The following is a 22,641-nucleotide window of genomic DNA, read 5'->3' on the forward strand; positions in this document are numbered from 1 at the left end:
CGGCCCCGCGGCCGCGGTACCGGTGGCCCTCGCCCCGGGCGGCGCGCGAGCGGTCGCGGACGGGGCCGCGGAGCTGGTGCTGGCACCGCTGTTCGGGGCGCGACAGCCCGACCTCACGGCCGGTCGCGGCGTCTCCTAGGGCGCGTCAGGGCCCGGCCGGTCACCCGGCGCCGGCCGCCGTAGTGCGAGGATCACGCCGTGGAGTTCCCGTACGGCCAGGATCCTGGCGCACCCATCAGGTCCGGCGTCCCCGAGCACGGACGCATTCCCAAGTACTACGCGGCCAAGGTCGAAATCGCCGCGCTGCTCGACGAGTTGGGCGGGGGCGAAGTGCTGCCCACCGAGCGCGAGCTGGCGGCGCGCTTCGAGGTCTCCCGCGAGACCCTGCGCCAGGCGCTGCGTGAGCTGATCCTGGAGGGGCGGCTGCGGCGGCTCGGACGCGGCACGGTCGTCGCCGGGCCAAAGCTGGAGCAGCCGCTGTCCCTGGCCAGTTATACGGAGGGTGTACGCGGCCAGGGGCGCAAGCCGGGCCGGCATCTCGTCGGCCTGGACCGGTTCCCGTGCCCGCCGGCGCTCGCCGGTGATCTGGGGCTCGAAGTGGGCGACGCCGTATGGCACATGGAGCGGGTGCTGCTCGCCGACGATGAGCGGGTCGGGCTGGAGAGCACCTATGTCGCGGTCGAGCGGGTGCCGGACCTGGCCGCCGACTTCGAACCGGACTCGTCCTTCTACGCCTACCTCCACCAGCGGCTCGGCATCGGCTTCGGCGACGCGGACGAGCGGCTGGAGACCGTACTGGCCACCCCGCGCGAGGCGCTGCTGATCGGTACGCCGGGCGCGCTGCCGATGCTGCTGATCCATCGTCTGTCGCGGGATACACAGGGGCGTCCGCTGGAGCGGGTGCGCTCGCTCTACCGGGGGGACCGGTTCTCGTTCACCACCCACTTGGGGAAGCCGACGCCGGGCTGAGGCGGCCGTCCGCGGTCCGCAACACGACCCCTTGAATATCACGAGAAGATAACGGGTCTAGGCCAACTTTGAAGCCCTGTTCACCATCGCGTCGCCAAGTCGCCCCCCGCGGGCCACCCACCGCCGCAACCGTCTGGGGCATGCGAGTCATAGTTGTCGGAGCCGGTGTGCTGGGAACCATGCACGCCTGGCACGCAGTCGAGCGGGGCCACGAGGTCCTGCACATCGAGCGGGAGGCCGAGGCCCGCGGCGCCTCGGTCCGTAACTTCGGACAGATCTGGGTCAGCGGCCGGGCCGGCGGTGAGGAGCTGGCCACCGCGCTGCGCGCCCGCGAACTGTGGGAGGGCATCGGCGCCCGCGTCCCCGGGATCGGCTTCCGCGCCATCGGCTCGCTGACCGTCGTCAGGAACGACGCCGAGCGGGCGGTCGCCGAGGCCGCCACCCGCCGCCCCGACGCCGCCGCCCGCGGCTACGAGCTGCTGGACGCCGGCCGGGCCCGCGCCCTCAACCCCGCCCTGCGCGGCGAGTTCGCCGGCGCCCTGTGGTGCGAGCGGGACGCCGCCGTCGAGCCCCGGGTCGCCCAACGCGCCCTGAAAGCAGAGCTGTTGGAGTCGGGCCGGTACACCTACCTCGGCGGCCGCGAGGTCCGTGAGGTGGTCGGCGAGCGCGCCGTACGCGACGATCACGGCGACCTCCACCACGGCGACGCCGTCATCCTGTGCACCGGTGCCTGGCTCGGCGGCCTGGTCCGCGAGCTGATCCCCGACCTCCCGGTGCGCCGCGTACGGCTGCAGATGATGCAGACCGACCCGCTCGGCGAGCCGCTGACCACCTCCGTCGCCGACGCCGACAGCTTCCGCTACTACCCGGCCTACGCGAGCGACGCCCTGGAGGCGATGGCCGCCGCGCAGTCCCAGACGCCGACCGCCGCCGCGCACAAGATGCAGCTGCTGATGGTCCAGCGCGCCGACGGCGGACTGACCATCGGCGACACCCACGAGTACGCGACGCCGTTCGCCTTCGACACCGTCGAGGAGCCGTACGAGCATCTGACCGGCGTCGTCGAGTCGATCCTGGGCCGCCCGCTGCCCCGCATCCGCCACCGCTGGGCCGGGGTGTACGCGCAGTGCACGGACACCTCCCGCGTCGTGCACCGGCAGCAGGCCCGCGACGGCGTCTGGCTGGTCACCGGGCCCGGCGGGCGCGGCATGACCTGTTCCCCGGCGATCGCCGAACAGACCGCGAACGAACTGGGCTGGTGAATGAGTTGACCGACAACACCGCGATCGAACTGGTCGTCCTCGACATGGCGGGCACCACCGTCGCCGACGGCGGCCTGGTGGAGCAGGCATTCGACGCCGCCGCCCGCCACCTGGGCGTCGAACCGGGCAGCGCCGACCACGCCGAGAAGCTCGGCTATGTACGCGCCACCATGGGCGAGTCCAAGATCTCCGTCTTCCGCCACCTCTTCGGCGACGAGACCGCCGCCCGGCGCGCCAACACCGCCTTCGAGACGGCGTACGGGGAGCTGGTCGACGGCGGCAGGATCGCGCCCGTCCCCGGCGCCCGCGAGGCGATCGAGGCGCTGCGGGCGGCCGGCCGCACCGTTGTGCTGTCCACCGGCTTCGCCCGCGTCACCCAGGACGCCATCCTCGACGCACTCGGCTGGCAGGACCTGGTCCCGCTCACCCTCTGCCCGGCCGACGCGGGCGGCCGCGGCCGCCCCTACCCTGACATGGTCCTCACCGCGCTGCTGCGTACCCACGCCACCGACTCCGTCCGGCGGATCGCGGTGGCCGGTGACACCTCGTACGACATGCTCTCCGGGCGGCGGGCCGGCGCCTCGGTCGTCGCCGGTGTGCTCACCGGCGCGCACTACAGGGAGCAGCTGGAGTCCGCCGGTGCCACCCATGTCCTGGGTTCGGTCGCCGAACTGCCCGCGCTGCTGGGAGTGGTGTGAGATGACCGCCCCAGCTGCCGCGGCGCCCGCCCGGGCCGTCGCCCCCTCCGCGAAGGCCCCCGCGTCGGGCATCCGCTTCGACCATGTCTCCGTCGCCTACGGGAAGCGCGGCGAGCACACCGTCCTGGACTCCTTCGACCTGACCGTCGAGCCGGGTGAGGTGATGGCCCTGCTCGGCCCGTCCGGCTCCGGCAAGACCACCGCGCTGCGGGCGGTCGCCGGGTTCGTCCGGCCGGCCTCGGGGCGGGTGCTGATCGGCGGCCGGGACGTGACCGGGCTGCCGCCCTATAAGCGGGGCATCGGCATGGTCGTCCAGCAGTACGCGCTGTTCCCGCACATGAAGGTCGCCGAGAACGTCGCCTTCGGCCTCAAGGCGCAGAAGACGCCGCGCGCCGAGATCCCCGGCCGGGTCGCCGAGGCGCTGGAGATGACCGGGATGGCCGCCTACGCCGGGCGGCACCCCCGGGAGCTGTCCGGCGGCCAGCAGCAGCGGGTCGCCATCGCCCGGGCGCTCGCCATCCGCCCCGGGGTGCTGCTGCTGGACGAACCGCTGTCCGCGCTCGACGCCCAGCTGCGCTCCGGCATGCTCGCCGAACTCGCCCGGCTGCACCGCGAGTTGCCCGAGGTGTCGATCCTCTACGTCACCCATGACCAGATCGAGGCGCTGACCCTGGCCGACCGGATCGCGGTGCTGGACAAGGCCCGGCTGCGCGATTGCGGCACCCCGCAGCAGCTCTACCGGCGCCCGCGCACCGAGTTCACCGCCTCCTTCGTCGGCACGGCGAATCTGCTGCCGGTGACGGTGCGCCGGGGCGGCGGCGGCAACGGCAACGGCGACGGTGCCGGTGACGGTGTCGACTTCGCCGGCCGGAGGCTGACCGTGCCGGTCGGCGACGGGGTGGCCGAGGGCGCCACCGCAACCCTGTGCGTACGCCCGCATCTCATCGGCCTGGGGCAGAGTCCGCAGGTGGACGGCAACACGCTGCGCGGCAGGATCACCGAGGTGCAGTGGCGCGGCTCGACCCACCGTCTGTACGTGGCGGTCGACGGCCACCGGGTCCTGGCCGATGTGCGCGAACTGCGCGAAACCCCGGCGCTCGGCGACGAGGTCACGCTGCACTTCGCCCCCGAGGACGCGGTCCTCATCCCGGCAGGGCTCGCCGAGTCTCCGACGGGGCTTGCCGAGTCCCCGGCGGTGCTGGCCGAGTCCCCGGCGGGGCTCGCCGCGGACGGGGCACCGGATGCCTGACACGGAACCGGGCCGCACCAAGGCCCTCTGGGCCCTCCCGCCCGTCGCCGCCCTCACCCTGGTCTTCCTCTACCCCCTGGCCCTGGTGGTGTGGCAGTCCATCACCCCCGAGGACGGCGGCCACTCCACCGCCCCCTACACCCAGGTCTTCGCCGAGGCATCCTTCCGCGACGCCCTCACCACCACCGTGCTGATCGCCGTAGGAGCGACCGTCGGCGCACTCCTGCTGGGCCTGGCGCTCTCCCTCGTGATCGCCTTCGTCCCGTTCCCCGGAGGCAAGGCGCTCAGCCGCTTCATCGACATCTTCCTCGCCTTCCCCTCCTTCCTGATCACCCTCGCCCTGCTCTTCCTCTACGGCACGGTCGGCATGGCCAACGGCCTGTGGACCGATGTGACGGGCGCCGCGCACGGCCCGCTGGACTTCCTGCACACCCCCTGGGGCGTACTGCTGGCCGAGGTCACCTACTTCACCCCGTTCGTGATGCGCCCGCTGCTCGCCGCCTTCTCGCAGGTGGAGACCGGGCAGGTGGAGGCCGCCGCATCGCTGGGCGCCCGGCCGTGGCGGATCGTACGGAAGGTGATCCTGCCGGAGGCGCTGCCCTCACTCGCGGCGGGCGGCGCGCTGGTCCTCGTCCTCTGTCTCAACGAGTTCGGCATCGTCCTCTTCACCGGCGCCAAGGACGTCGTCACGCTCCCGATGCTCGTCTACACCAAGGCGATTCTCGACGGTGACTACACCGGAGCCTGCGTCGTCGCCGTCGTCAACATCGCCCTGTCCGTCGCGCTCTACGCCCTCTACCGGACCGTGATGTCTCGTACGGGCGGCGGCGGCGCCGGCTCGCTTACAGGAGGTGCGCCACACCGTGCTGGTGCATAGCAGGCCCGCCCGCCGGGCCGTCCACACCCTCTTCTTCCTTCTCTTCGTCCCCGTCTTCGCGCTGCCCCTGCTGGTGATCGTCGCCGCGTCCTTCGCGAGCAGCTGGAGCGGAGCACTGCCCTCCGGCACGACCCTGGCGCACTATCGGGACATTGCGCAGGGCGATGCGCTGAACGCCCTGCTCACCAGCGTCCTGACCGCACTGACGGCGAGCGTCGCCGCGCTCACCGCCGGCACCTGGGCCGCCCTCGCCGCCGAAAAACTCGGCCGTCGCACCCGCCGCCTTCTCGACGCCCTCTTCCTCCTCCCCGTGGCCGTCCCCTCCGTGGTCGTCGGCCTCTCCCTCCTCGTGGCCTTCTCCCGGCCGCCCTTCCTGCTCAACGGCACCCCACAGATCGTGATCACCGCCCACACCGTGCTGGTCACCGCCTTCGCCTATCAGTCCGTGACGGCCGCACTGGCCCGTCTCGACCCGGCGTACGAACAGAGCGCGGCCGGCCTCGGCGCCCGCCCCGCCTACGTCCTGTGGCGGGTCAAACTCCCCCTGCTGCTGCCGTCCCTCACCGCGGCCGCCGGCCTCTGCTTCGCCCTCTCCATGGGCGAGCTGAGCGCCACGATGATGCTCTATCCCCCCGACTGGACGCCCCTCCCCGTCCAGATCTTCGCCGCCACCGACCGCGGCTCCCTCTTCGCGGGCGCCGCACTGGCGGTGGCCCTGATGGCCACCACCCTGCTCGTCCTCCTCGGCGTCTCCCGCATCCGCACCAAGGCCTCCTACCGCTAGGGCCTGCCTTCAAAGTCCCGTCTGCCTCGCGACGCCTGGCACGCACTCCCCCACGCCTTAAGGACGCGGGGGGACCCCCATGCCGCGTTGTCGGGATCATCCCGGTACACCCAGTACCGGGACGACCCTCCGCCTTGCGATCGCGCTCGGCTTCCGAAGAAGGATCGAAGAGCCGAGACGGAGTGAGCGCAGCGAATGTAGTGCACCAGACGCCGCGAGGCCCGCCCTACGGGCGAACGACGGGACTTTGAAGACAGGCCCTAGCCAAACACCCTTGCCGCCCTTAGGAGTTACCACGCCATGTCACCCTCCCGCCCCCTCCTCAAGCCGCTCGCCGCCTGCTGTGGCGCCCTCACCCTCGGCGCCACGCTCACCGCCTGCGGCGGCGCCTCCACCGCCGACCCCAACGCCAAGGAGATCACCGTCTACAGCGCCGACGGCCTCAAGAGCGAGAAGGGCGACGGCTTTTACGACACGGTCTTCAAGGACTTCGAGAAGAAGACCGGCATCAAGGTCAACTACGTCGAGTCCGGCTCGGGCGCGGCCGTCCAGCGACTGGCCCGCGAGCGCGCCAATACCAAGGCGGATGTGATCGTCACCCTCCCGCCGTTCATCCAGCAGGCCGACGGCAAGGGCCTGCTGGACACCTACCGCCCCAAGGGCTCCGACCAGGTCGCGGCCGCGGACAAGGACCCGGCCGGCAGATGGACCTCGATCGTCAACAACTACTTCTGCTTCATCTACAACAAGAAGGAGCTGAAGCAGGCCCCCGCCACCTGGCAGGACCTGCTGGACGCCACGTACAAGAACAAGCTCCAGTACTCCACGCCAGGTGTCGCCGGCGACGGCACCGCCGTCCTCATCAAGGCCCTGCACGACTTCGGCGGCCAGGGCCCGGCCATGAACTTCCTCAAGAAGCTCCAGGCCAACAACGTCGGCCCGTCCTCCTCCACCGGCCAGCTCGCCCCCAAGACCGACAAGGGCGAACTCCTGGTCGCCAACGGTGATGTCCAGATGAACTACGCCAACATGAAGTCCATGCCGAACCAGGGCATCTTCTTCCCCGCCGCCGAGCCCGGCGCCAAACCGACCACCTTCGCGCTTCCCTACGCCGCCGGCCTGGTCAAGAACGCCCCGCACAGCGCCAACGCCAAGAAGTTCCTCGACTACCTCCTCTCCACCCCCGTCCAGCGCCAGGTCTCCTCCGTCGGCGGCGGCTTCACCTCCCGCAAGGACGTCAAGCCCACCGACCCCCACGCCACCGAACTCGCCAAGATCATGAACGGCGTCGACATCTTCCACCCGGACTGGAACGACATCGACAAGAACCTGAACACCTATGTCGATGCGTGGAGGGCGGCTACGGGGGGCTGACGACCGGCCGGCCGGCCAACCGGCTCGCCAACTACCCACCCTTACCGAGAAGTTCACCGCAGGGCCCTGGCGTCCGGCGATCGATTGCGGAATGGTAACGGGTCTGGACCCAGCGCCCGTGGCGCTCCCGATGCGCCACGGGCGCCGGTCTGCCATCCCCCAACCTCTCGGAGGGCACTGTGTCTTCAGGCATCTCCCGGCGCACCCTGATCGCGGCCACGGCGACCGGTGCCGCCGGCGCCGCACTCGCCGCCGGCCCGCTGGCGGGACTCGCCGCGGCCGCGGCCCGTACCCCCAAGGTCCTGGTCATCGGCCTGGACGGCGCCGGACTGCTGGACCGGATCAAGGACGCCGACGCGCCCACCCTCGATGCCCTGATGGCCGGCGGGCTCACGGCCCCCACCAGCCTGTACGCGAGCCCCATGGCCCGTACGGAATCGGCCCCCGGCTGGTCGACGATCATCACCGGCGTCTGGCCCGACAAGCACGGAGTGAAGGACAACTCCTTCTCCGGCGCCAACTACACCGCCTACCCCGACTTCCTGACCCGCATCGAGCGCGCCAGACCCGCCCTCAGCACCTACGCCGTGGCGTCCTGGGCACCCATCACCGACACCATCTTCTCCTCCGCCGTCGACCAACGGGACTCCACCCCGGCCGCCGAGTACGACACCGGAACGACCTCCCGCGCCGTCGCCCGCATCAAGAACAACAACCCCGACGCGGTCTTCCTCCAGCTCGACAACGTCGACCACGCGGGCCACTCCTCGGGCGCCGCGAGCCAGGCCTACCTGGACGCCATCCATGGCGTCGACGCCCAGGTGGCCCAGATCCTCGCAGCCGTGAAGTCCCGTCCCACCCATCCGTCCGAAGACTGGCTGATCCTCATCACGGCCGACCACGGCCACACCGACGCCGGCGGCCACGGCGGCTCCAGCCGGCCCGAGCGCTCCACCTTCATCATCGCCAACGGCAGCGGCATCCCCGCCGGCTCGACCCGCTACGACACGAAGATCGTCGACATCGCCGCCACCGCCCTGGCCCACCTCGGCATCCCCGCCGATCCGTCCTGGAACCTGGACGGCCGCTCCCTCAAGCAGACCTACCCCGACCCCTTCGACGCCCTCCGCCCCCAACTCTCCCGGGCCGTCGACGAAACCGACATCGGCTCCACGGTCCTCGGCTTCACCCACACCCCACCCCCCGGTTGGTCCATCGACAACTCCGCCATGGGCACCGGAGGCGTCACGGAATGGCGCGGCTGGTCCTTCACCACCGACGAGTTCTGGACCAAGGCCGCCCCCGACCAGCAGCGCGAGTCCAACGTCCGGGCACGGGGGATCTTCGCCGTCGCCGACGGTGACGAATGGTCCGACAAGCCCCTGACCGGCACCTTCGCCTCCACTCTCACCACCCCCGCCTGGCCCGTCACCCCCGGCACCCCCACGACCCTCACCTACACCTCCCACTACCGCCAGGAATCCCCGCAGAAGGGCGAGGTCCTGGTCTCCTACGACAACGGCACCCCGCAAACGGTCAAAACCCACACCACCGACGGCCTCGCCCGCCAAGAACGCATCCCCCTCCAGATCCCCGTGGGCGCCCGCTCCGTACGGATCCAATTCCGTTACACCGGGGGGAACAACTGGTACTGGGTGATCGACGGGGTCACGGTCACGGCCGGCTGACTTACGCTGGGGGACGTCGGCCGTACGTACGACGCGTGGGTCATCAGCGTGACCCACGATGCGTGTCCGAGGCGGTCGGCGCCCCTGGTCATCACGCACGGCAGGAGTCCGGCAGTGGCAGAGCGCAAGCCGATCGAGTCATGGCTCACCGACATGGACGGCGTCCTGATGCACGAGGGCGTTCCGGTTCCGGGGGCGGAAGCCTTCATCGAGCGGCTGCGCGAATCGGGCAAGCCATTTCTTGTGCTGACCAACAACTCCATCTACACCCCGCGTGACCTGCACGCCCGGCTCAGCCGGATCGGGCTGGACGTGCCCTGGCAGTCGATCTGGACGTCCGCGCTGGCCACCGCGAAGTTCCTGGACGAGCAGCGGCCGGGCGGCACCGCGTACGTCATCGGGGAGGCGGGCCTGACCACCGCCCTGCACGACATCGGCTATGTGCTGACCGACCACGCCCCGGACTACGTCGTCCTCGGCGAGACCCGCACATACAGCTTCGAGGCGCTGACGAAGGCGATCCGGCTGATCAACGACGGGGCCCGGTTCATCGCGACCAACCCCGACGAGACCGGCCCCTCCCCGCAGGGTGCGCTGCCCGCCACCGGGTCGGTGGCCGCGCTGATCACCAAGGCCACGGGTGTCGATCCGTACTTCGTCGGCAAGCCCAACCCGCTGATGATGCGGCACGGGCTGAATGTCATCGGCGCCCACTCCGAGACCTCCGCGATGATCGGTGACCGGATGGACACCGATGTGGTGGCCGGCCTGGAGGCGGGCATGGAGACCTTCCTCGTGCTGACCGGGCTGACCCGCCCCGAGGAGGTCGAGCGGCACCCGTTCCGGCCCTCCCGCGTGGTGGACTCCATCGCGGACCTCATCGACCTGGTGTGAGTCCGGGGCGTGGTGTGAATGCGGGGTCTGGTGTGAGTCCGGGGTCTGGTGGTTGTCCGGGGCCTGGCGTGAGCTCGGAGTCCGGTGTGGGCCCGGGGCCTGGTGTGAGGCCGGGGTAGCTCTCCGGTCCGTGGCCCCGGGGTGGCCGCGTCCCTGCGTCGCGGACCTCCAGGAGCCCGGGCCCCACCCGAACGGCGCAGTCTCGGACCGCACCGGATGCGGCCGGGCTCGCGCGGGCGGACCTTCGGAGTTATCGGAGGTTCACCATGCGCTCACCGCAACTTGCTCTCTGTGCCGCGGTCGCGGCATGCGCGGTGACGACGGCGCCCGCGTACGGCGGGGATGCGCGCGGCGCCGGGACCGGCACCGGAACGGTCTCCGTCACCCCGGCCGTGGCCGCCGCATCCGGCAGAGCGGGCACGGGTGCTGTGCCGAGTGCGGGGCCCAGTGCCGTGCCGCGTGCCGTGCCGCGAGCCGTGACCAGTGCCGTGCCGCCGCACGGTCGTCCCGGTCCGGCCACCGAGTCCGCCCCGCGCCGTGAACTGAGCAGTACCTCGGCCGTCGGGCTGGTGCTGGCCGGCGGCGCCGTCCTGGTCATCGCGGGGCAGCTGCTGCGGCTCCGGCTGCGGCTGCGCCGCGAGCGGCAGGGCGACGTCGATGAGAGCTGAGGAGAAGGGCCGGGCCACGGCACCGGCCGAGGCCGGCGCACTCGCCACACACAGCACACACGACACATGCAGCACACACGACACACGCAGCACACGCAGCACACACGGCACATGCGGCGTAGTCGCCACACACGGCACACTCGCCGCGACGAGAACCGGTACCGGTACCGGTACCGGTACCGGTACCGGCCCCGCCCCCGGGCGCCTGCTGGCCGGTGTGGCCTGGGCGCTACTGCTGCTGGGACTGTGGCTGTGGGGCCGCGATCTGCCGGGCGGGGTGGCCGCGCAGCTCGCCACGACCGGTGATGTCGCCGCCGTCGGCCGCCCGTTGGGCCGTCACGGGCCCCCGCACGCGCACGCCCCGGTGCCCGCCAACGCCACCGTCAAGCCCAGCCGGATCAGCATCGACGCCCTCGGCGTACGGGCGGCCGCCATCGTCGAACGAGGCCTGGACGAGAACGGCCCCCTGCCCCCGTCGCCGGAAACCTCCCCGGACAGCTCTTCGGAAACCTCCCCGGACAGTTCCCCGGACACCTCCCCGGGCCTCGTCGGCTGGTACGGCGGCGGTCCGCAGCCGGGGGAGGCGGGCGCGGCGTTGCTGGCAGCCCCCGCAGGCACTTACACCGACGCCGACACCGGCACTGACGCCGACACCGGCAGGCCCGCCCCACGGACCGTCTTCCACTCCCTGACCGGCATCAAGCCGGGGCAGCGGGTGGAGATCCAGCGCTCCGACGGCAGCACGGTCCGCTTCGTCGTCGAGGACGTACAGCTCCACGACCGCGCGCATTTCGACGCCCGTAAGGCCTACGCCGCCCGTGAGCCCGGCCGTTCCGAACTCCGGTTGATCAGCGAGGGCGGCAGCCGCGGCCGCGAAGGGCGCGGCGGTGACGGCACCGTGGTCGTGGTCTCCGCGTACCTGACGAGCTATCAGGCAGCGCCGCCTGCTGCGCCTGCGCGGCCTGCTGCGCCCGCCGCCCCCGCCGCGCCCCCGGGGCCTTCCGCTCGCACAGGGCCTGGCTGACTCGCCACGCCGGCCATCCGTCAAGCGCCTTGGCAGCCTGTGGACGGCTTATCCACAGGCCGGCCGCGGCAGGCGGGCGGTGTGCCACGATGGATGCGGCCGGTGGTCTCCTGCCGGCTGAGTTCCGTGCTCCGAGGGGGGAGTGGATGTACGGCAATCTGCCGTGGACGACGGGGAGCGGGCCGCCGGGCGGGTCCCGCGACGGACGGCGGCGCCCCGCGCATGCCGGTGCGGTGTCGGCGAGAGTGGCGGTGGGGGCGCTGGCCCTGCTGCTGCTCGCCGGTTGCTCCTCGTCCGACAGCAACGACGACAGCATCCCGGCCAAGCCGGGCCAACGCCCCAAGTCTGTCACGCCGTTCTGGGTCAACCCGGACAGCAAGGCGGCCCGCCAGGTCTCCACGTACGGCGAGGACGGCCAGGCAGGCGACGCCCGGCTGGTCAACAAGATCGCGGCGCAGCCGGTCGCCGAATGGATAGGCGTCGACGACCCGCAGGGGCAGGCCCAGGGCTTCACCGAAGCGGCCGCCAAGGCCGACCGTGAGGCGCTGCTGGTCCTCTACAACATCCCGCACCGCGACTGCGGCAGCTACTCCCAGGGCGGCGCCGCCGACGGCAATGCGTACCGGGCGTGGCTGGACGGTGTGGTCAAGGGCATCGGCGACCGCGCCACCACCGTCATCCTGGAGCCCGACGCCCTGCCGCACATCGCGGACAAGTGCACCCCGCAGCAGTTCCACGAGGAGCGCTACGCCCTGCTGACGGAGGCGGTCGGCAAGCTCAAGGCGCTGCCGCACACCAAGGTCTATCTGGACGCCGGCAATCCGCACTGGATCAAGGACGCGGGCCGGATGGTCGAACCGCTCAAGCGGGCCGGCATCGACCGTGCCGACGGCTTCGCGCTCAACATCTCCAACTACCAGACGACACAGGAGAACACGAAGTACGGCAAGCGGCTGTCCGCCCTCGTCGGCGGCAAGCACTTCGTCATCGACACCAGCCGTAACGGCAACGGGCCGGCCCCCGGCGGCGACGACCCGGAGAACTGGTGCAACCCGGCCGGCCGCGCCCTGGGCACCCCACCGACGGCCAAGACCGGCGACCCCCTGATAGATGACTACCTCTGGATCAAACGCCCGGGGGAGTCGGACGGCACCTGCAAGGGCGGCCCGAAGGCGGGGGACTGGTGGCCCAAGTACGCCCTTGAACTGGCCCGTAACGCGAAATAGCCGGCCCCTGCCGTGGCGGCACCCACCATCAGGGTGCCGTCACGGCCGAAGGCCGGGGCGTGTCTTTCGGATCACCCCGGGCCCGGCCGGCCCTAACCCCGCTCCGCCGGCACCTTCACCCATACCGCCTTCGACGGGGTGCCCGCCCCGTCCACCGCATTCAGCATGTACCACCCCGGCGGCACCAGCGACGGATCCTTGGGCAGGGTGACCGTCACGCCGTCCCCGCCCTTCGTCACCGTGAAGTCCAGCGCGATCGACCGCTGTTCGACATTGGTGACATGGGTGAAGGAGCCGGGGCGGATCAGCCGCATCTTCTTGATCGCGGAGGCCTGCGGGGAGCTGTATGCCGCGCTGCCGCCGAGCGGGATCGTCCTGGAGCCCGGGCCGGTCAGCTCGGGACGCGACTTCCGGAAGAGGTAGGGCGGGGTGTAGAGGTCGATCTGCTGCTGGAAGACGCCCGGCTTGGTGTTGTCCTTGTCGGCGTAGAGGGAGTCGGAGCCGAAGGTCATCACCCGGCCGTCCGGCAGCAACAGCGCACCGGAGTGGTAGTTGCGGCCCACCAGCGGATCGGCCACCTGCCGGGCGGTGTTGGCCTTCGGGTCGTACAGCTCCGCCTTGAGGACGTTGGAGTCGCTGCGTCCGCGGTAGTCGCCGGAGCCGTTCGTGGTCAGCACCGTGTCGTCCGGCATGATCACGCTGCTCGGGTAGCGGGCCTTCGCATACAGCGGCGGCCCGTCCTTGAAGCGTGGTGAGGGGACGTGCAGATCCACGATCCGGGTCTTGTCAGTGGCCCTCGGGTCCTCGCCGACCCCGCCCCCGCCCAGCACCATGTACCGCTGATCCTGGGCGGGCGGCAGCAGCACCGACATCGACGTCTCCAGGATCTTCGGATCGCTCATCCCGGGCACGACCTGGAACTTGTTGGACTTCAGGTCCCAGATGCCGGGGGTGCGTCCGATGTTGTCCGGGCCGTAGCCGGCGTTGGAGCCGGTGTAGAAGATCCGGCCCTGGTCGGTGAGGAAGAGCGCCGGATAGGTGGGGAAGAAGCGCTGCTTCGGCAGATAGCTCCACTTCTTCGTCTTCGGGTCGTAGACCTCCTGCTTGCCGGGGACGACCTGCCCGATCTCGTCCAGCCCGGAGACGGACAGGACCTTGCCGTCCTGCAAGGTGGTCAGCGTCGGATACCAGCGGGCCTCGTTCATCGGGTCGACGGGAACGTAGCGCTCGGCGACCGGGTCGAACTCGAAGGTGTCCTTGATCCCTTGGAAGTCCTTCTTGTCGAAGGACAGCTTCTGCGCGATGCCGTAGAAATTACGGGCATCCGCGCCGGTCAGGCCGTGGATGCGGTAGTTGTCCTGGGCGCCCGTGGAGTAGTCGCGGCCATCCTTGAGCGCCTCGACATAGACCCGGGCCTCGCTGTGGACCACGGTGACCTTGCCGGTCGCCGGGTCCTTGGTCTTCTTCGCCCGCGGGACCACGACCGGGTCCTTGGAGGCGAAGGTCTTGCCGTTCTGCTTGCCCGTGAAGAGCGTGCCGGCCGGGAACGTCTTGGGCGCGTCCGGATTCTCGTTGTAGAGGATCATGAGGCCGCCGGCCTTCTTCACATCGCCGCCCAGCTTCTCGTAGCGCTGGGTGCCGCCGGCCACCAGGAGCTTGCCGTCCGGGAGCTGGGTGTGCCCGGAGCAGAAGAGGTCCTTGGGGGTGTCGATGTTCTTGAAGGTGTTCTTCTCCGGGTCCCACAGGACCGTACGGAACGACTTGGCCCGGAAGTTCGCGGCGTTGTTGCCCGAGCCGGCGACCAGCAGCACCTTCCCGGTGTGCAGCAGGGCCGCGTGAATGGTGTTGATGCGGTACTTGTCCGGGACGTCGACGACATCCCAGTGACCGTTCGCCGCCTTGTACTCGGGCTTGTTGATCTCGTACTGGTGGTACTTCTCCGAGGCGAAGCCGTAGAGAGCCGGCCCGTTCATCCCGGCCAGCGCAAGCACCACCGCCGTCGCTATCGCCACTCGGCGGGTGCGACGGCTCGGACGGTACTTCATGTGTGACGTCCCCCAAGGGCGATCTGCAGGGTCTGTTCGGTGGAGGCTGGTTGATCGGCGGCCGTGGTGGCCGGCTGGTCCGCGGCCGTGGTGGAGGGCTCATCGGTAGCCGTAGTGGCGGGCTGGTCACCGGCCGTGGCGGCGGGCTCATCGGTGGCGGCCTGGTCACCAGCCGCGCCGGCGGCCTGGTCAATGGCTACGACCGCCGGCCCCTCGCCCCCCGGCGGACCACCATCCGCCCGCCCGGCCGCACTCGCCGCACCGGCCGCCGCCCTCCGCTTCCGCTTCTCACCGCGTACGGTCATCCGCCAGGCGATGATCGGTGCGGCGGTGATAAGCATCGCCAGCGTGGCCCAGGTGATCATCGCCGGATGGCTGTGCCCCAGGACGAACGAGGCACCCAGCGAGCCCCCGAAAATCAGCAGGAAGAACAGATGCACCCGGAACGTTCCGAAGAGCGTGTCCGGGCTGGAGGAGTCGCCCTTCGGCGTGACCACGAACTTGCTCTTCCGGCGCAATACGGCGTCGAACAGCGACCGGGCGTAAATCGGCGCCGACAGCGCGGACATCACCATGCCGGCGATACCGCCGGAACCCTCCGGCTCATGCGGCGAGACATTGTGCCGGCGATTCCACACATACAGGCCGATCTGCAGCGCCGAGGCATTTCCGTAGAGCATCATCCACACCGCCGGATCGATCTGCACACCCGAGGCGCCAAGACCCAGGAACAGCGCACAACTCAGTGCTGCCAGAATCCAGTTCATGGCCGACATCGGATAGAAGATCACCATCATGGTGTAGTTGAAGAGCCGGCCCGGCGGCAGTGTGAACGGCGCCTTCCAGAACTGCTTGAGGATCGTCTCGTACGTCCCGCGCGACCAGCGCAACTGCTGGGTGAAGAAGTCCGTCCAGGCCGTGGGCCCCTCGCCGACCGCCAGCACGTCCGGCGTATAGACCGAACGCCACTTCCGCCCGGTCTGCGGATTGCGGTGCCGGTGCATTTCAAAACCGGTCGCCATGTCCTCGGTGATCGAGTCGTACAGCCCGCCGATCTGCTTGAGCGCGCTGATACGTACGGCGTTGGACGTGCCGACGAACATTGGCGCGCCATAGCGGTTACCGGCCCGCTGGATCAGCGCATGGAAGAGGAACTGCTGCGATTCGGCGGCCTTGGTGACAAAGGTGTCGTAATTCCCGTACACCTGCGGGCCGATGACAAAGCCGACGTCCGGATCGCGGAAGAAACCGAGCATCCGCTCCAGGTAGTTGGGCAGCGGGACATGGTCGGTGTCGACGGACGCGAAGTAGTCGTAGGCATCGCCGTGCGCCTGCAGCCAGGCGTTGTAGTTGCCGTGCTTGGTCTTGGCTCGATGCGGTCCCTTGGCCTGGTTCCACTCCGGTACGCCCTTGCGGCTGAAGTGGTGTACGCCCAGGCGCCGGCAGACCTCCTTGACCTCGGGGTCGTCGCCCTCGTCCAGCAGCCAGACGTGCAGCAGACCGCGGTGGCGCACCTTGACCGCCGCCTCCAGCGTCTTCGTCACCATCGCCAGGGGTTCCTTGCCGGGGACGAAGGAGGTGAGGAAGGCAACGCGGGTGCCGCTCTCCGGTATGACCGGGACGGGGTCGCGGGCGACGAGCGTGGCGTGCGCGTTGGACAGCACATTCATGCACCGGAAGAACTCGATCAGCCCGATCGAGACCAGCATGACGGTGTCCAGCACCGGCAGGAAGTCGTAGGCGGGGTAGTCGCGTTCGGTCCAGTGGGCGGGCTGCAGCAGCCACGCCAGCAGCCCCAGCGAGACCAGCGGCGCCGCGCCGAGCAGCAGCGCCGCCCGGATGCGGTGCGGCTCATCGGCGAGCAGCGAGCGGTAGCGGACCTTGTAGGGCTTGTCCGGGTCGGGCTGGGTGAGCGGCCCGGCCAGCCGGCTGTAGTGCTCGTAGTCGTACCGCGGCAGCGGCTTGCGCTGGGTCCGCCGCTGCCAGTGCTGGCGTGGCACGCGCAGGCGCGCCGTGGCGGACGGATCGTACGGATACTGCGGCCGGGCGCCCTCAGGCGGCGACGTCATGAGTCCATCCCCCCCGCACGCAGCGCAAACTGCGTGCCGATCGCTGATGGCCCGAGCGCTCGGTCCCCCTCGACCGACTCGGGCTCACTGGTGTCGGCCGCCCGCACCGTCAGACGGTGACGGCCGTCTTCCGGTTGCATGATGAACGCCCCGCGATCCTGCCAAGCGGCGGGCCCCCCGCGTCCACATCACGCCAACCGGCACATCCCCTTATCCCCAACATCTCGGGATCCAGCCTCTTTTCGGCCGACTTCCCAGGTCAGGGTCCCGAACCCACCCCATGATTGCAAGACGGAACCACAGGGGATACGGACAAGACTGTGCAATGCGGGACGGTGCATGGCGGAGCGCGCACCACTCGCGACCGAGAGCGACCGCCGCAGTCCGGAACCGACCAACTTCCTACGCCACTTGACGCGATGGCCGGTACGGCGCGCTCTTGCGGGCGTGGGGGATCTCGGTTGGTAAAGGTAAGCACCGGTATTGGTAAAGTCCACCGTCGACTTCCCATGTAAACAAGCGAGTCGAAAAATCGGGTGCGACATGGCCGGCGATATGTACATCGATGAGGCACAGCTCAACAAGCTGGGTAAGAGCTTCGAGACCCATGCGTACGATTTGGAACAATATCTGAAGGAATTTGCCGGCAAGACCGGAGATGAGCAGATCCACGACGGATTCGGCCTGCTCACCGAATCCGAGGAAGTCACGTCTGCCTACATCGAATTGGCCGAACACATGACGAAGTCCCTCGGCAATCTCCACCGCCACCTCGATGCCATCGGTGGCGGCATGCGGGAGAACGCCAAGAACACCGACGCCGCGGACGATGCCATGGCCGATATGTTCAAGGGCGACGGCAAGTGAGCGAGGAGAGCGTCGCCGAGAAGGTCTACGAAGCGGGCATCGAGATCGTCAACCCCGGTGGCCGACCCGACGTTCTGCGCGACGCGGCCCGAGGTTGGCGCACCATGGGCGAACACCTCGACACCATGTTCAGCACTCTCGACACCCAGGTCGAGAACACCCTCGGCGAACACTGGCGAGGAGAATCCGCCGACGCCTTCAAGGCGCACTGGGACGACTTGAAGAGGGCCGTCGACGAAACCGTCCCGGTCTTCGAGAAAGCGGCCAAGGGGCTCGACGAAGCCGCTGACTCCATTGAGACGATCAATGACGAAATCCATCAGATCTATCTGGAGATTGGCGTATCGGTAGGTGTCGGTATTGCCCTGTCCTTCGTGACGATGGGCTTCGGCGCCGCTGCCGCTGCGGCCAATGCCGCCCGCCTCGCCGCACAGGCGGCCCGCGCTGCCACCCGTCTCGGCAGTATTCTCAGCAAGGTCGCCAAGGCATTTCGCGCCATTCAGACCTTCGCCCGCGCCGGTAAATGGCAGCGTTTCCTGGTCGAAATGGGGACACAGTACGCGGGCGGATTCGCCTCCGGTGTCGGCACCAGCCTGATCAGCGGTAAGGGCCCGGAATGGCGCGACAACGCCATCAACGCCGGCTATGGCGCGCTCGGCGGAGCCGGTGCGGGAGCCCTCATCGGCGGCCGCCTCGGCGGTGGCCTCGTCGAGGGCGCCGTATCGGGCGCCCTGGGTGGATCCGGCGCCAGCGTCATCGGCGACCTCACCAACAACGCGATCAAGGGCGAGGACAACGACCCCACCCAGATCGCCATCGGCGCGGTCTTCGGCGGGCTCGGTGGTGCCGCGGGAGGCGCGGCCACCCATCATGCGATCGACGGGCAGAATCTCAACGGCACCCGCGAACTGGGCATCGACGTCGGTATCAACGGCGCCATCGGTATGGGTGCGGGTGAGGACGGCAACGACATCAAGGATGCCCAGGAAGACGCAGGCAAGCAGAACGAGAAGGGCGCCGACAAGGTGAAGGACAAGCCTGATACAAGCAAGTTCGGGGCTTTCGGATGAGCGCCGGCACGGTGCGGCTCGGCCGCGGCGTGACCGTGGTGGGGCTGCCGGCCCTTGTCGTGCTCACCGCCGGCTGGCTCTTCCTCGGCGCGGGACCGGTCCGTACGGCCGTGACCTGGGTGGCGCTCGCGGCGCTCGCCGGATGCATCCTGGCGATCACCGGATATGTCCTGCGGGCCGGCCGGGTGACGCCACGGCGCGCGTACGAGCTGGCGCTGGAGGCGGAACGCACCCCGGCGGCCGGGGCGGGTTCCGCCGTCCCCGGCGCACTCCACGGATCCCGCTGGACCTGGGCCCGGATCACCGCCGTCGCCCTCGCCGTCCCCACGGCCCTGGTGCTGTTCGGCAGCCTGGGCGCGGCCACCCCGGACCGCAGCCCCACGGCCGGCCGGATCGCCGGGGCCGGCTATGTGATCGAGGAGCTGCCGGTTGTCGCGGTACGCAATGCCGAGCGCGCGGGCAGCAGCAGCCGGGCCTCGTCCGTGGCCGACTACACCGTCCGGCTGCCGGCGGCCCACGGCGGCAAGGGCGTCCTCGCCACCTTCCGTACGGAGGTCCACCGGGGCGTCGGGCAAGTGGGTGACACCTTCCCCGTCGCGCATACGCCCGGGCGGCCCGAGCTGGGAGCGGTCGGTGCCACGGCCCGCTCCGAGGTCGAGGCGCAGCTCATCGGCCGCACCCTGCCGCACAGCAGCTTCCTCATCGTCGCCGCCCTGTGGGTGATCCTCGCCATGGCGATGCTCTTCGTGGGGACGGCCATCGCCGCCGCGCCGCGCCGGGCCGCCCGCCGGGTCGACGCGAGCTGGGTCGCGCTGCGTGCGACGGCGACAGGCGTGGCCGAGCATGTGGAGCAGCCATCCGGTGACGACACCGGACCGGGTGATGACAAGCAGGACGGGAAACCGGACGACAAGGCAGGCGCCACGACAAGCGCCAAGAAGAGCACCGCCCGCTACCAGTGCCTGATCCTGCGCACCGAGGCCGGCGACGTCCCGCTCAACCTCGCGGCATCGCACAAGCGTGCCGCCCCGCTGCTCATCGGCACCGAGGGCTGGCTGCTGTGGAAGCCCACCGGATCCAAGGGCAAGGCACCCGCCGACTTCGTTGCGGACGACGGCTGGCAGCTGCCCGGACGCGTCCCGGGGGCCGAGGCCGCCCGGATCGCAGCCGCCCGGAAGCGCGAGCCGTTCCCGGTCGACGCCGGCCGACGGACCCGCCTGCTCGAACTCGGCAGTCACTGGCCGCGCACGGTGCCCATCAGCGTGCTGCTCGGCATGATCCTCTCGGTCGCCGTCGCGGGGACGCTGCTCCTCCCGGTGGACGGCGGATGGCGCCTCTGGACGGCTGCGGCCGGCGCCCTCGCGCCGCTCCTCGTCTGGATGACCGGCGGCCTGTTCGCCGCACCGGCGGCGGAGACGAAGGCCGCGCAGGCCGAGGTGCAGGCCGGCGGGGGACCGGCCGCCTGACCGCCCCAATGACTGAGGCCCCTCGCATGGCGAGGGGCCTCAGTGTTACGTGCGCCGCCAGGGACTCGAACCCCGGACCCGCTGATTAAGAGTCAGCTGCTCTAACCAACTGAGCTAGCGGCGCGCGCTGACCTGAAGAACTTTACACGAACTCCGGACGTGCTCTGTACCCGCGACCGCGCAGCTCACGCACTCGAGCCATGTGATCCCTGCCACTCCACGTCACTTCGGGCGCGGATCCCTATACCTCACCCGAATGTCTCCCAATACGGGTCAAAAGTCCCTTGATCTTGAGACCTTCGGCTGGCGGCTCGCCCGAATTGCTCTGTGAAGATCGAGTTCATCGAGTCCGTGGCCGTAGATCATCAGTTGCCCCGTCAACATGCGATATGTCCTGCCGGTTGAGAGGCTGAGAGGCGAGCGCCAAAGCGAAAAAACTGAACAAGCCAGGAGCGGGTCGGCCATGGCGTCCGTCACTCATCCCTCGCCTCTTGCAACCCCACCCTCCACAGCAACGTCTGCCAGGACGCGCGCCCCGGACCGGGTCCCGGGACTCGCCCCTCCGTCGGAAAGGTTGATCGTCATGGTGTCGACAGCCAAGCGCACCCTTGAGATGCAGCTCCTCCTCGGGCCGGACGAAGCGGTTCCGGTGGCGGGTCGGTTCAGCTATCGCAGCGACCGCCCGTACGAGGTCGAGGTCGCCTTCATCAGTCGCGGGCACACGGTCGCCACCTGGCTGTTCGCTCGCGATCTGCTGCTGTGCGGGCTGTACGACGAAGCGGGGGAGGGGGACGTACGGGTGTGGCCGTTCCGCCGGCCGGGCGAAGCGCGTCGCGTACACATCGAGCTGTCCACCGACGACAGTGTCTGCGAGCTGTCGGTGCGGGCGACGGAGCTGACCGCCTGGCTGGAGCAGACCGCGGCGATCGTCCCGCCCGGCCACGAGGAGCGCTACCTCGACATGGACACCCATCTGGCCCGGTTGCTCGCGGGGAAATGCTGAGGGGGAACATGACGATCACGACTGCCACTACGGCCGCGGCTGCAGATGCGGTGGCCACTACGGCTACGGCTACAGCTGTGGCCAGGGCTACGGCTGCCGCTACGGCTGAGGACGCGGCTACGACCGTGGAGAGAGCCATGGGTGCGGACGCGGCCGCCGCGGGGGGTGGGGCCACAGCCTGTACCGGGGCGGCGACCATGGCCGCGACCGCGGCCTCGCCCGGCGCCGGCATACCGGTCGGCGCGGCCGACTCTCCTGCCGTGCCCGCGCCCCACGACCCCCGCGCGCACGGGTTTCTGCCCGAGCGGCCGCCCGTCCGTTCCATGATCGGGACCTGGACCCGGCTGGACGCCATGGCCCGCGCCGCGGCGATCGCGCCCGACCGTGAGGCCGCCGTCGCCCTCGTCGAACGCGCCCATCGCGCCGACGAGTTGTCCGCGCTGCGGCAGCGCGTCTCCCGCCTCTCGACCCGTAACGCGGAAGCCGCCGCCATGCGTATCGCGGTCATCGCGGTGTCGTGCGGATGGTGCGGCCTCGACCCGCAGGCGCCGGCCGCACGTCAGGTCGCCGACGAGGCGTTTCTCGAACTGTGGGCGGCCATCGCGCACCGCATCGACCACGACCAGTTCGTCGCCCTGCCCACCCTCGCGCTCCACAACTGGGCCCCGGAACGCAAACCGCGCCGCCACATCCCCATCGACCAACTCGCCCGCACCGAACAGCTCGTCCCCATCGTCCGCTGGGCGCCGGAGGGCCAACCGCTCAGCCGTCTGGACCGGTTGATGCTGGCCGCGACCCGGCTGGAGGCGCACGGGATCTGGCTCTTCCGGCTCGCCGAAACCCTCGCGGGCCGCTCGCCCGACGACTCCTCCACCCCGACGGCGCTACGCCGCCTGGTCCGCGTCCAGCACGCCCTGCGCGCCCAGCTCCACGCCGAGGCGGCGGAACTCGCGGCCGCGCCGGCCACGTCACAGCAGCGCGCGGTGCTCGGCGCGCTCGCCGAACAGGGCGCCCTGGAACCGCCGGTACTCCAGGCCGCCGACGCGGTGCTGGGCATCGGCGGCCGCCGCCCGGGCGAGGGTAGGCGCCAGTTCGTACGACGCCACCTCCCGGCGCAACACCGGGCCTGGCTCAGCGCGATGGACCGCCACTGCGCGCCGGTGCGCACCCTCGCCCACCGCGGCGGCCCGGACGCTGCCGTCTACCGGGAGGCCCAGGAGTCCCTGATCGCCCTCCGCCGCACCTACACCGCCCTCGTACAGACCGCCGCCCGCCCCACGACGACCCCGCTCCCGGCGGCGGCCTGACGCCCCCAGCCCCTCACGACATCAGCCTCGCCTTTGGCCCGACATCGACCGTGACATTGACCGCCACACCGACTGCGGCATTGACCGCGACACCGACCGTG

Annotated in this window: 19 protein-coding genes and 1 tRNA gene; 17 read left to right on the plus strand and 3 right to left on the minus strand. The window is 70.3% G+C overall.

Features of this window, described 5'->3' with window-relative positions; all coding sequences use genetic code 11:
* Positions 1–198: 198 nt before the first annotated feature.
* From DY245_RS07080 to DY245_RS07135, 12 genes are all read left to right on the plus strand, one after another.
* Positions 199–969 carry a GntR family transcriptional regulator gene (locus DY245_RS07080; RefSeq protein WP_128504645.1) on the plus strand — a complete coding sequence of 257 codons (771 nt, stop codon included), beginning with the start codon at positions 199–201 and terminating at the stop codon, positions 967–969.
* 140 nt (positions 970–1,109) lie between these two features.
* Positions 1,110–2,231 carry a TIGR03364 family FAD-dependent oxidoreductase gene (locus DY245_RS07085; protein ID WP_128504647.1) on the plus strand — a complete coding sequence of 374 codons (1,122 nt, stop codon included), beginning with the start codon at positions 1,110–1,112 and terminating at the stop codon, positions 2,229–2,231.
* A complete protein-coding gene (locus DY245_RS07090; protein WP_128504734.1) occupies positions 2,225–2,929 on the plus strand; it encodes a phosphonatase-like hydrolase in 705 nt (234 codons plus the stop codon). The genes DY245_RS07085 and DY245_RS07090 overlap by 7 nt, the downstream gene beginning before the upstream one ends.
* Position 2,930: 1 nt before the next feature.
* Positions 2,931–4,178, plus strand: a complete 1,248-nt coding sequence (locus tag DY245_RS07095) for an ABC transporter ATP-binding protein (RefSeq protein ID WP_128504649.1) — start codon at positions 2,931–2,933, stop codon at positions 4,176–4,178.
* Positions 4,171–5,055 carry a 2-aminoethylphosphonate ABC transporter permease subunit gene (locus tag DY245_RS07100; RefSeq protein ID WP_128504651.1) on the plus strand — a complete coding sequence of 295 codons (885 nt, stop codon included), beginning with the start codon at positions 4,171–4,173 and terminating at the stop codon, positions 5,053–5,055. The genes DY245_RS07095 and DY245_RS07100 overlap by 8 nt, the downstream gene beginning before the upstream one ends.
* The gene (locus DY245_RS07105) at positions 5,042–5,839 is read left to right on the plus strand and encodes an ABC transporter permease (RefSeq protein ID WP_128504653.1); all 798 of its coding nucleotides are present in this window, start codon (positions 5,042–5,044) and stop codon (positions 5,837–5,839) included. The genes DY245_RS07100 and DY245_RS07105 overlap by 14 nt, the downstream gene beginning before the upstream one ends.
* Before the next feature lie 300 nt (positions 5,840–6,139).
* On the plus strand, positions 6,140–7,213 hold the full coding sequence (locus DY245_RS07110; protein WP_128504655.1) for a 2-aminoethylphosphonate ABC transporter substrate-binding protein: 1,074 nt from the start codon (positions 6,140–6,142) through the stop codon (positions 7,211–7,213).
* Between the two features lie 179 nt (positions 7,214–7,392).
* Complete coding sequence (locus tag DY245_RS07115) at positions 7,393–8,901, plus strand: alkaline phosphatase family protein (protein ID WP_128504657.1); 1,509 nt, start codon at positions 7,393–7,395, stop codon at positions 8,899–8,901.
* A 114-nt stretch (positions 8,902–9,015) separates the two neighbouring features.
* Complete coding sequence (locus DY245_RS07120; RefSeq protein ID WP_128504659.1) at positions 9,016–9,795, plus strand: HAD-IIA family hydrolase; 780 nt, start codon at positions 9,016–9,018, stop codon at positions 9,793–9,795.
* A 266-nt stretch (positions 9,796–10,061) separates the two neighbouring features.
* Positions 10,062–10,463, plus strand: coding sequence for a hypothetical protein (locus DY245_RS45150; RefSeq protein ID WP_220377862.1), 402 nt, complete (start codon positions 10,062–10,064; stop codon positions 10,461–10,463).
* Between the two features lie 217 nt (positions 10,464–10,680).
* A complete protein-coding gene (locus DY245_RS07130; protein ID WP_244942886.1) occupies positions 10,681–11,487 on the plus strand; it encodes a class F sortase in 807 nt (268 codons plus the stop codon).
* 146 nt (positions 11,488–11,633) lie between these two features.
* Positions 11,634–12,713: a glycoside hydrolase family 6 protein gene (locus DY245_RS07135; RefSeq protein WP_128504663.1), complete on the plus strand. Its 1,080-nt coding sequence runs from the start codon at positions 11,634–11,636 to the stop codon at positions 12,711–12,713.
* A gap of 92 nt (positions 12,714–12,805) precedes the next feature.
* On the opposite strand, the gene glxA is transcribed toward DY245_RS07135, so the two are convergent.
* Together glxA and DY245_RS07145 are read right to left on the minus strand one after the other, a co-directional pair.
* A complete protein-coding gene (gene glxA, locus DY245_RS07140; protein WP_128504665.1) occupies positions 12,806–14,758 on the minus strand; it encodes a radical copper oxidase GlxA in 1,953 nt (650 codons plus the stop codon).
* The gene (locus DY245_RS07145; RefSeq protein ID WP_128504667.1) at positions 14,755–16,827 is read right to left on the minus strand and encodes a glycosyltransferase family 2 protein; all 2,073 of its coding nucleotides are present in this window, start codon (positions 16,825–16,827) and stop codon (positions 14,755–14,757) included. The genes glxA and DY245_RS07145 overlap by 4 nt, the downstream gene beginning before the upstream one ends.
* Positions 16,828–17,370: 543 nt before the next feature.
* Here DY245_RS07145 and DY245_RS07150 point away from each other — a divergent pair.
* Genes DY245_RS07150 through DY245_RS07160 form a run of 3 tightly spaced genes read left to right on the plus strand, consistent with a single transcriptional unit; the run spans position 17,371 to position 20,230 of the window.
* Complete coding sequence (locus DY245_RS07150; protein WP_128504670.1) at positions 17,371–17,694, plus strand: hypothetical protein; 324 nt, start codon at positions 17,371–17,373, stop codon at positions 17,692–17,694.
* Positions 17,691–18,764 (plus strand): WXG100 family type VII secretion target, encoded by a 1,074-nt coding sequence (locus tag DY245_RS07155; protein ID WP_128504672.1) that lies wholly within the window; start codon positions 17,691–17,693, stop codon positions 18,762–18,764. Before DY245_RS07150 ends, DY245_RS07155 begins: the two co-directional genes overlap by 4 nt.
* The gene (locus DY245_RS07160; protein WP_128504674.1) at positions 18,761–20,230 is read left to right on the plus strand and encodes a hypothetical protein; all 1,470 of its coding nucleotides are present in this window, start codon (positions 18,761–18,763) and stop codon (positions 20,228–20,230) included. Before DY245_RS07155 ends, DY245_RS07160 begins: the two co-directional genes overlap by 4 nt.
* A gap of 50 nt (positions 20,231–20,280) precedes the next feature.
* Here DY245_RS07160 and DY245_RS07165 read toward each other — a convergent pair.
* Positions 20,281–20,354: transfer RNA gene (locus DY245_RS07165), tRNA-Lys, on the minus strand.
* A 459-nt stretch (positions 20,355–20,813) separates the two neighbouring features.
* On the opposite strand from DY245_RS07165, the gene DY245_RS07170 reads away from it, so the two are divergent.
* The gene (locus DY245_RS07170; protein WP_244942887.1) at positions 20,814–21,233 is read left to right on the plus strand and encodes an SsgA family sporulation/cell division regulator; all 420 of its coding nucleotides are present in this window, start codon (positions 20,814–20,816) and stop codon (positions 21,231–21,233) included.
* 197 nt (positions 21,234–21,430) lie between these two features.
* Positions 21,431–22,540, plus strand: coding sequence for a hypothetical protein (locus DY245_RS07175; RefSeq protein WP_244942888.1), 1,110 nt, complete (start codon positions 21,431–21,433; stop codon positions 22,538–22,540).
* Positions 22,541–22,641: the final 101 nt, after the last annotated feature.

The organism is Streptomyces inhibens (genome assembly GCF_003389455.1).
In the GTDB taxonomy this organism is placed as follows: domain Bacteria; phylum Actinomycetota; class Actinomycetes; order Streptomycetales; family Streptomycetaceae; genus Streptomyces; species Streptomyces inhibens.

Coding starts and splice junctions, on each gene's coding strand:
- DY245_RS07095 (WP_128504649.1), top strand. CDS start 2,931: ATGACCGCCCCAGCTGCCGCGGCGCCCGCCCGGGCCGTCGCCCCCTCC.
- DY245_RS07175 (WP_244942888.1), top strand. CDS start 21,431: ATGGCCGCGACCGCGGCCTCGCCCGGCGCCGGCATACCGGTCGGCGCG.
- DY245_RS07170 (WP_244942887.1), top strand. CDS start 20,814: ATGGTGTCGACAGCCAAGCGCACCCTTGAGATGCAGCTCCTCCTCGGG.
- DY245_RS07160 (WP_128504674.1), top strand. CDS start 18,761: ATGAGCGCCGGCACGGTGCGGCTCGGCCGCGGCGTGACCGTGGTGGGG.
- DY245_RS07085 (WP_128504647.1), top strand. CDS start 1,110: ATGCGAGTCATAGTTGTCGGAGCCGGTGTGCTGGGAACCATGCACGCC.
- DY245_RS07100 (WP_128504651.1), top strand. CDS start 4,171: ATGCCTGACACGGAACCGGGCCGCACCAAGGCCCTCTGGGCCCTCCCG.
- glxA (WP_128504665.1), bottom strand. CDS start 14,758: ATGAAGTACCGTCCGAGCCGTCGCACCCGCCGAGTGGCGATAGCGACG.
- DY245_RS45150 (WP_220377862.1), top strand. CDS start 10,062: ATGCGCTCACCGCAACTTGCTCTCTGTGCCGCGGTCGCGGCATGCGCG.
- DY245_RS07135 (WP_128504663.1), top strand. CDS start 11,634: ATGTACGGCAATCTGCCGTGGACGACGGGGAGCGGGCCGCCGGGCGGG.
- DY245_RS07110 (WP_128504655.1), top strand. CDS start 6,140: ATGTCACCCTCCCGCCCCCTCCTCAAGCCGCTCGCCGCCTGCTGTGGC.
- DY245_RS07145 (WP_128504667.1), bottom strand. CDS start 16,827: ATGACGTCGCCGCCTGAGGGCGCCCGGCCGCAGTATCCGTACGATCCG.
- DY245_RS07150 (WP_128504670.1), top strand. CDS start 17,371: ATGGCCGGCGATATGTACATCGATGAGGCACAGCTCAACAAGCTGGGT.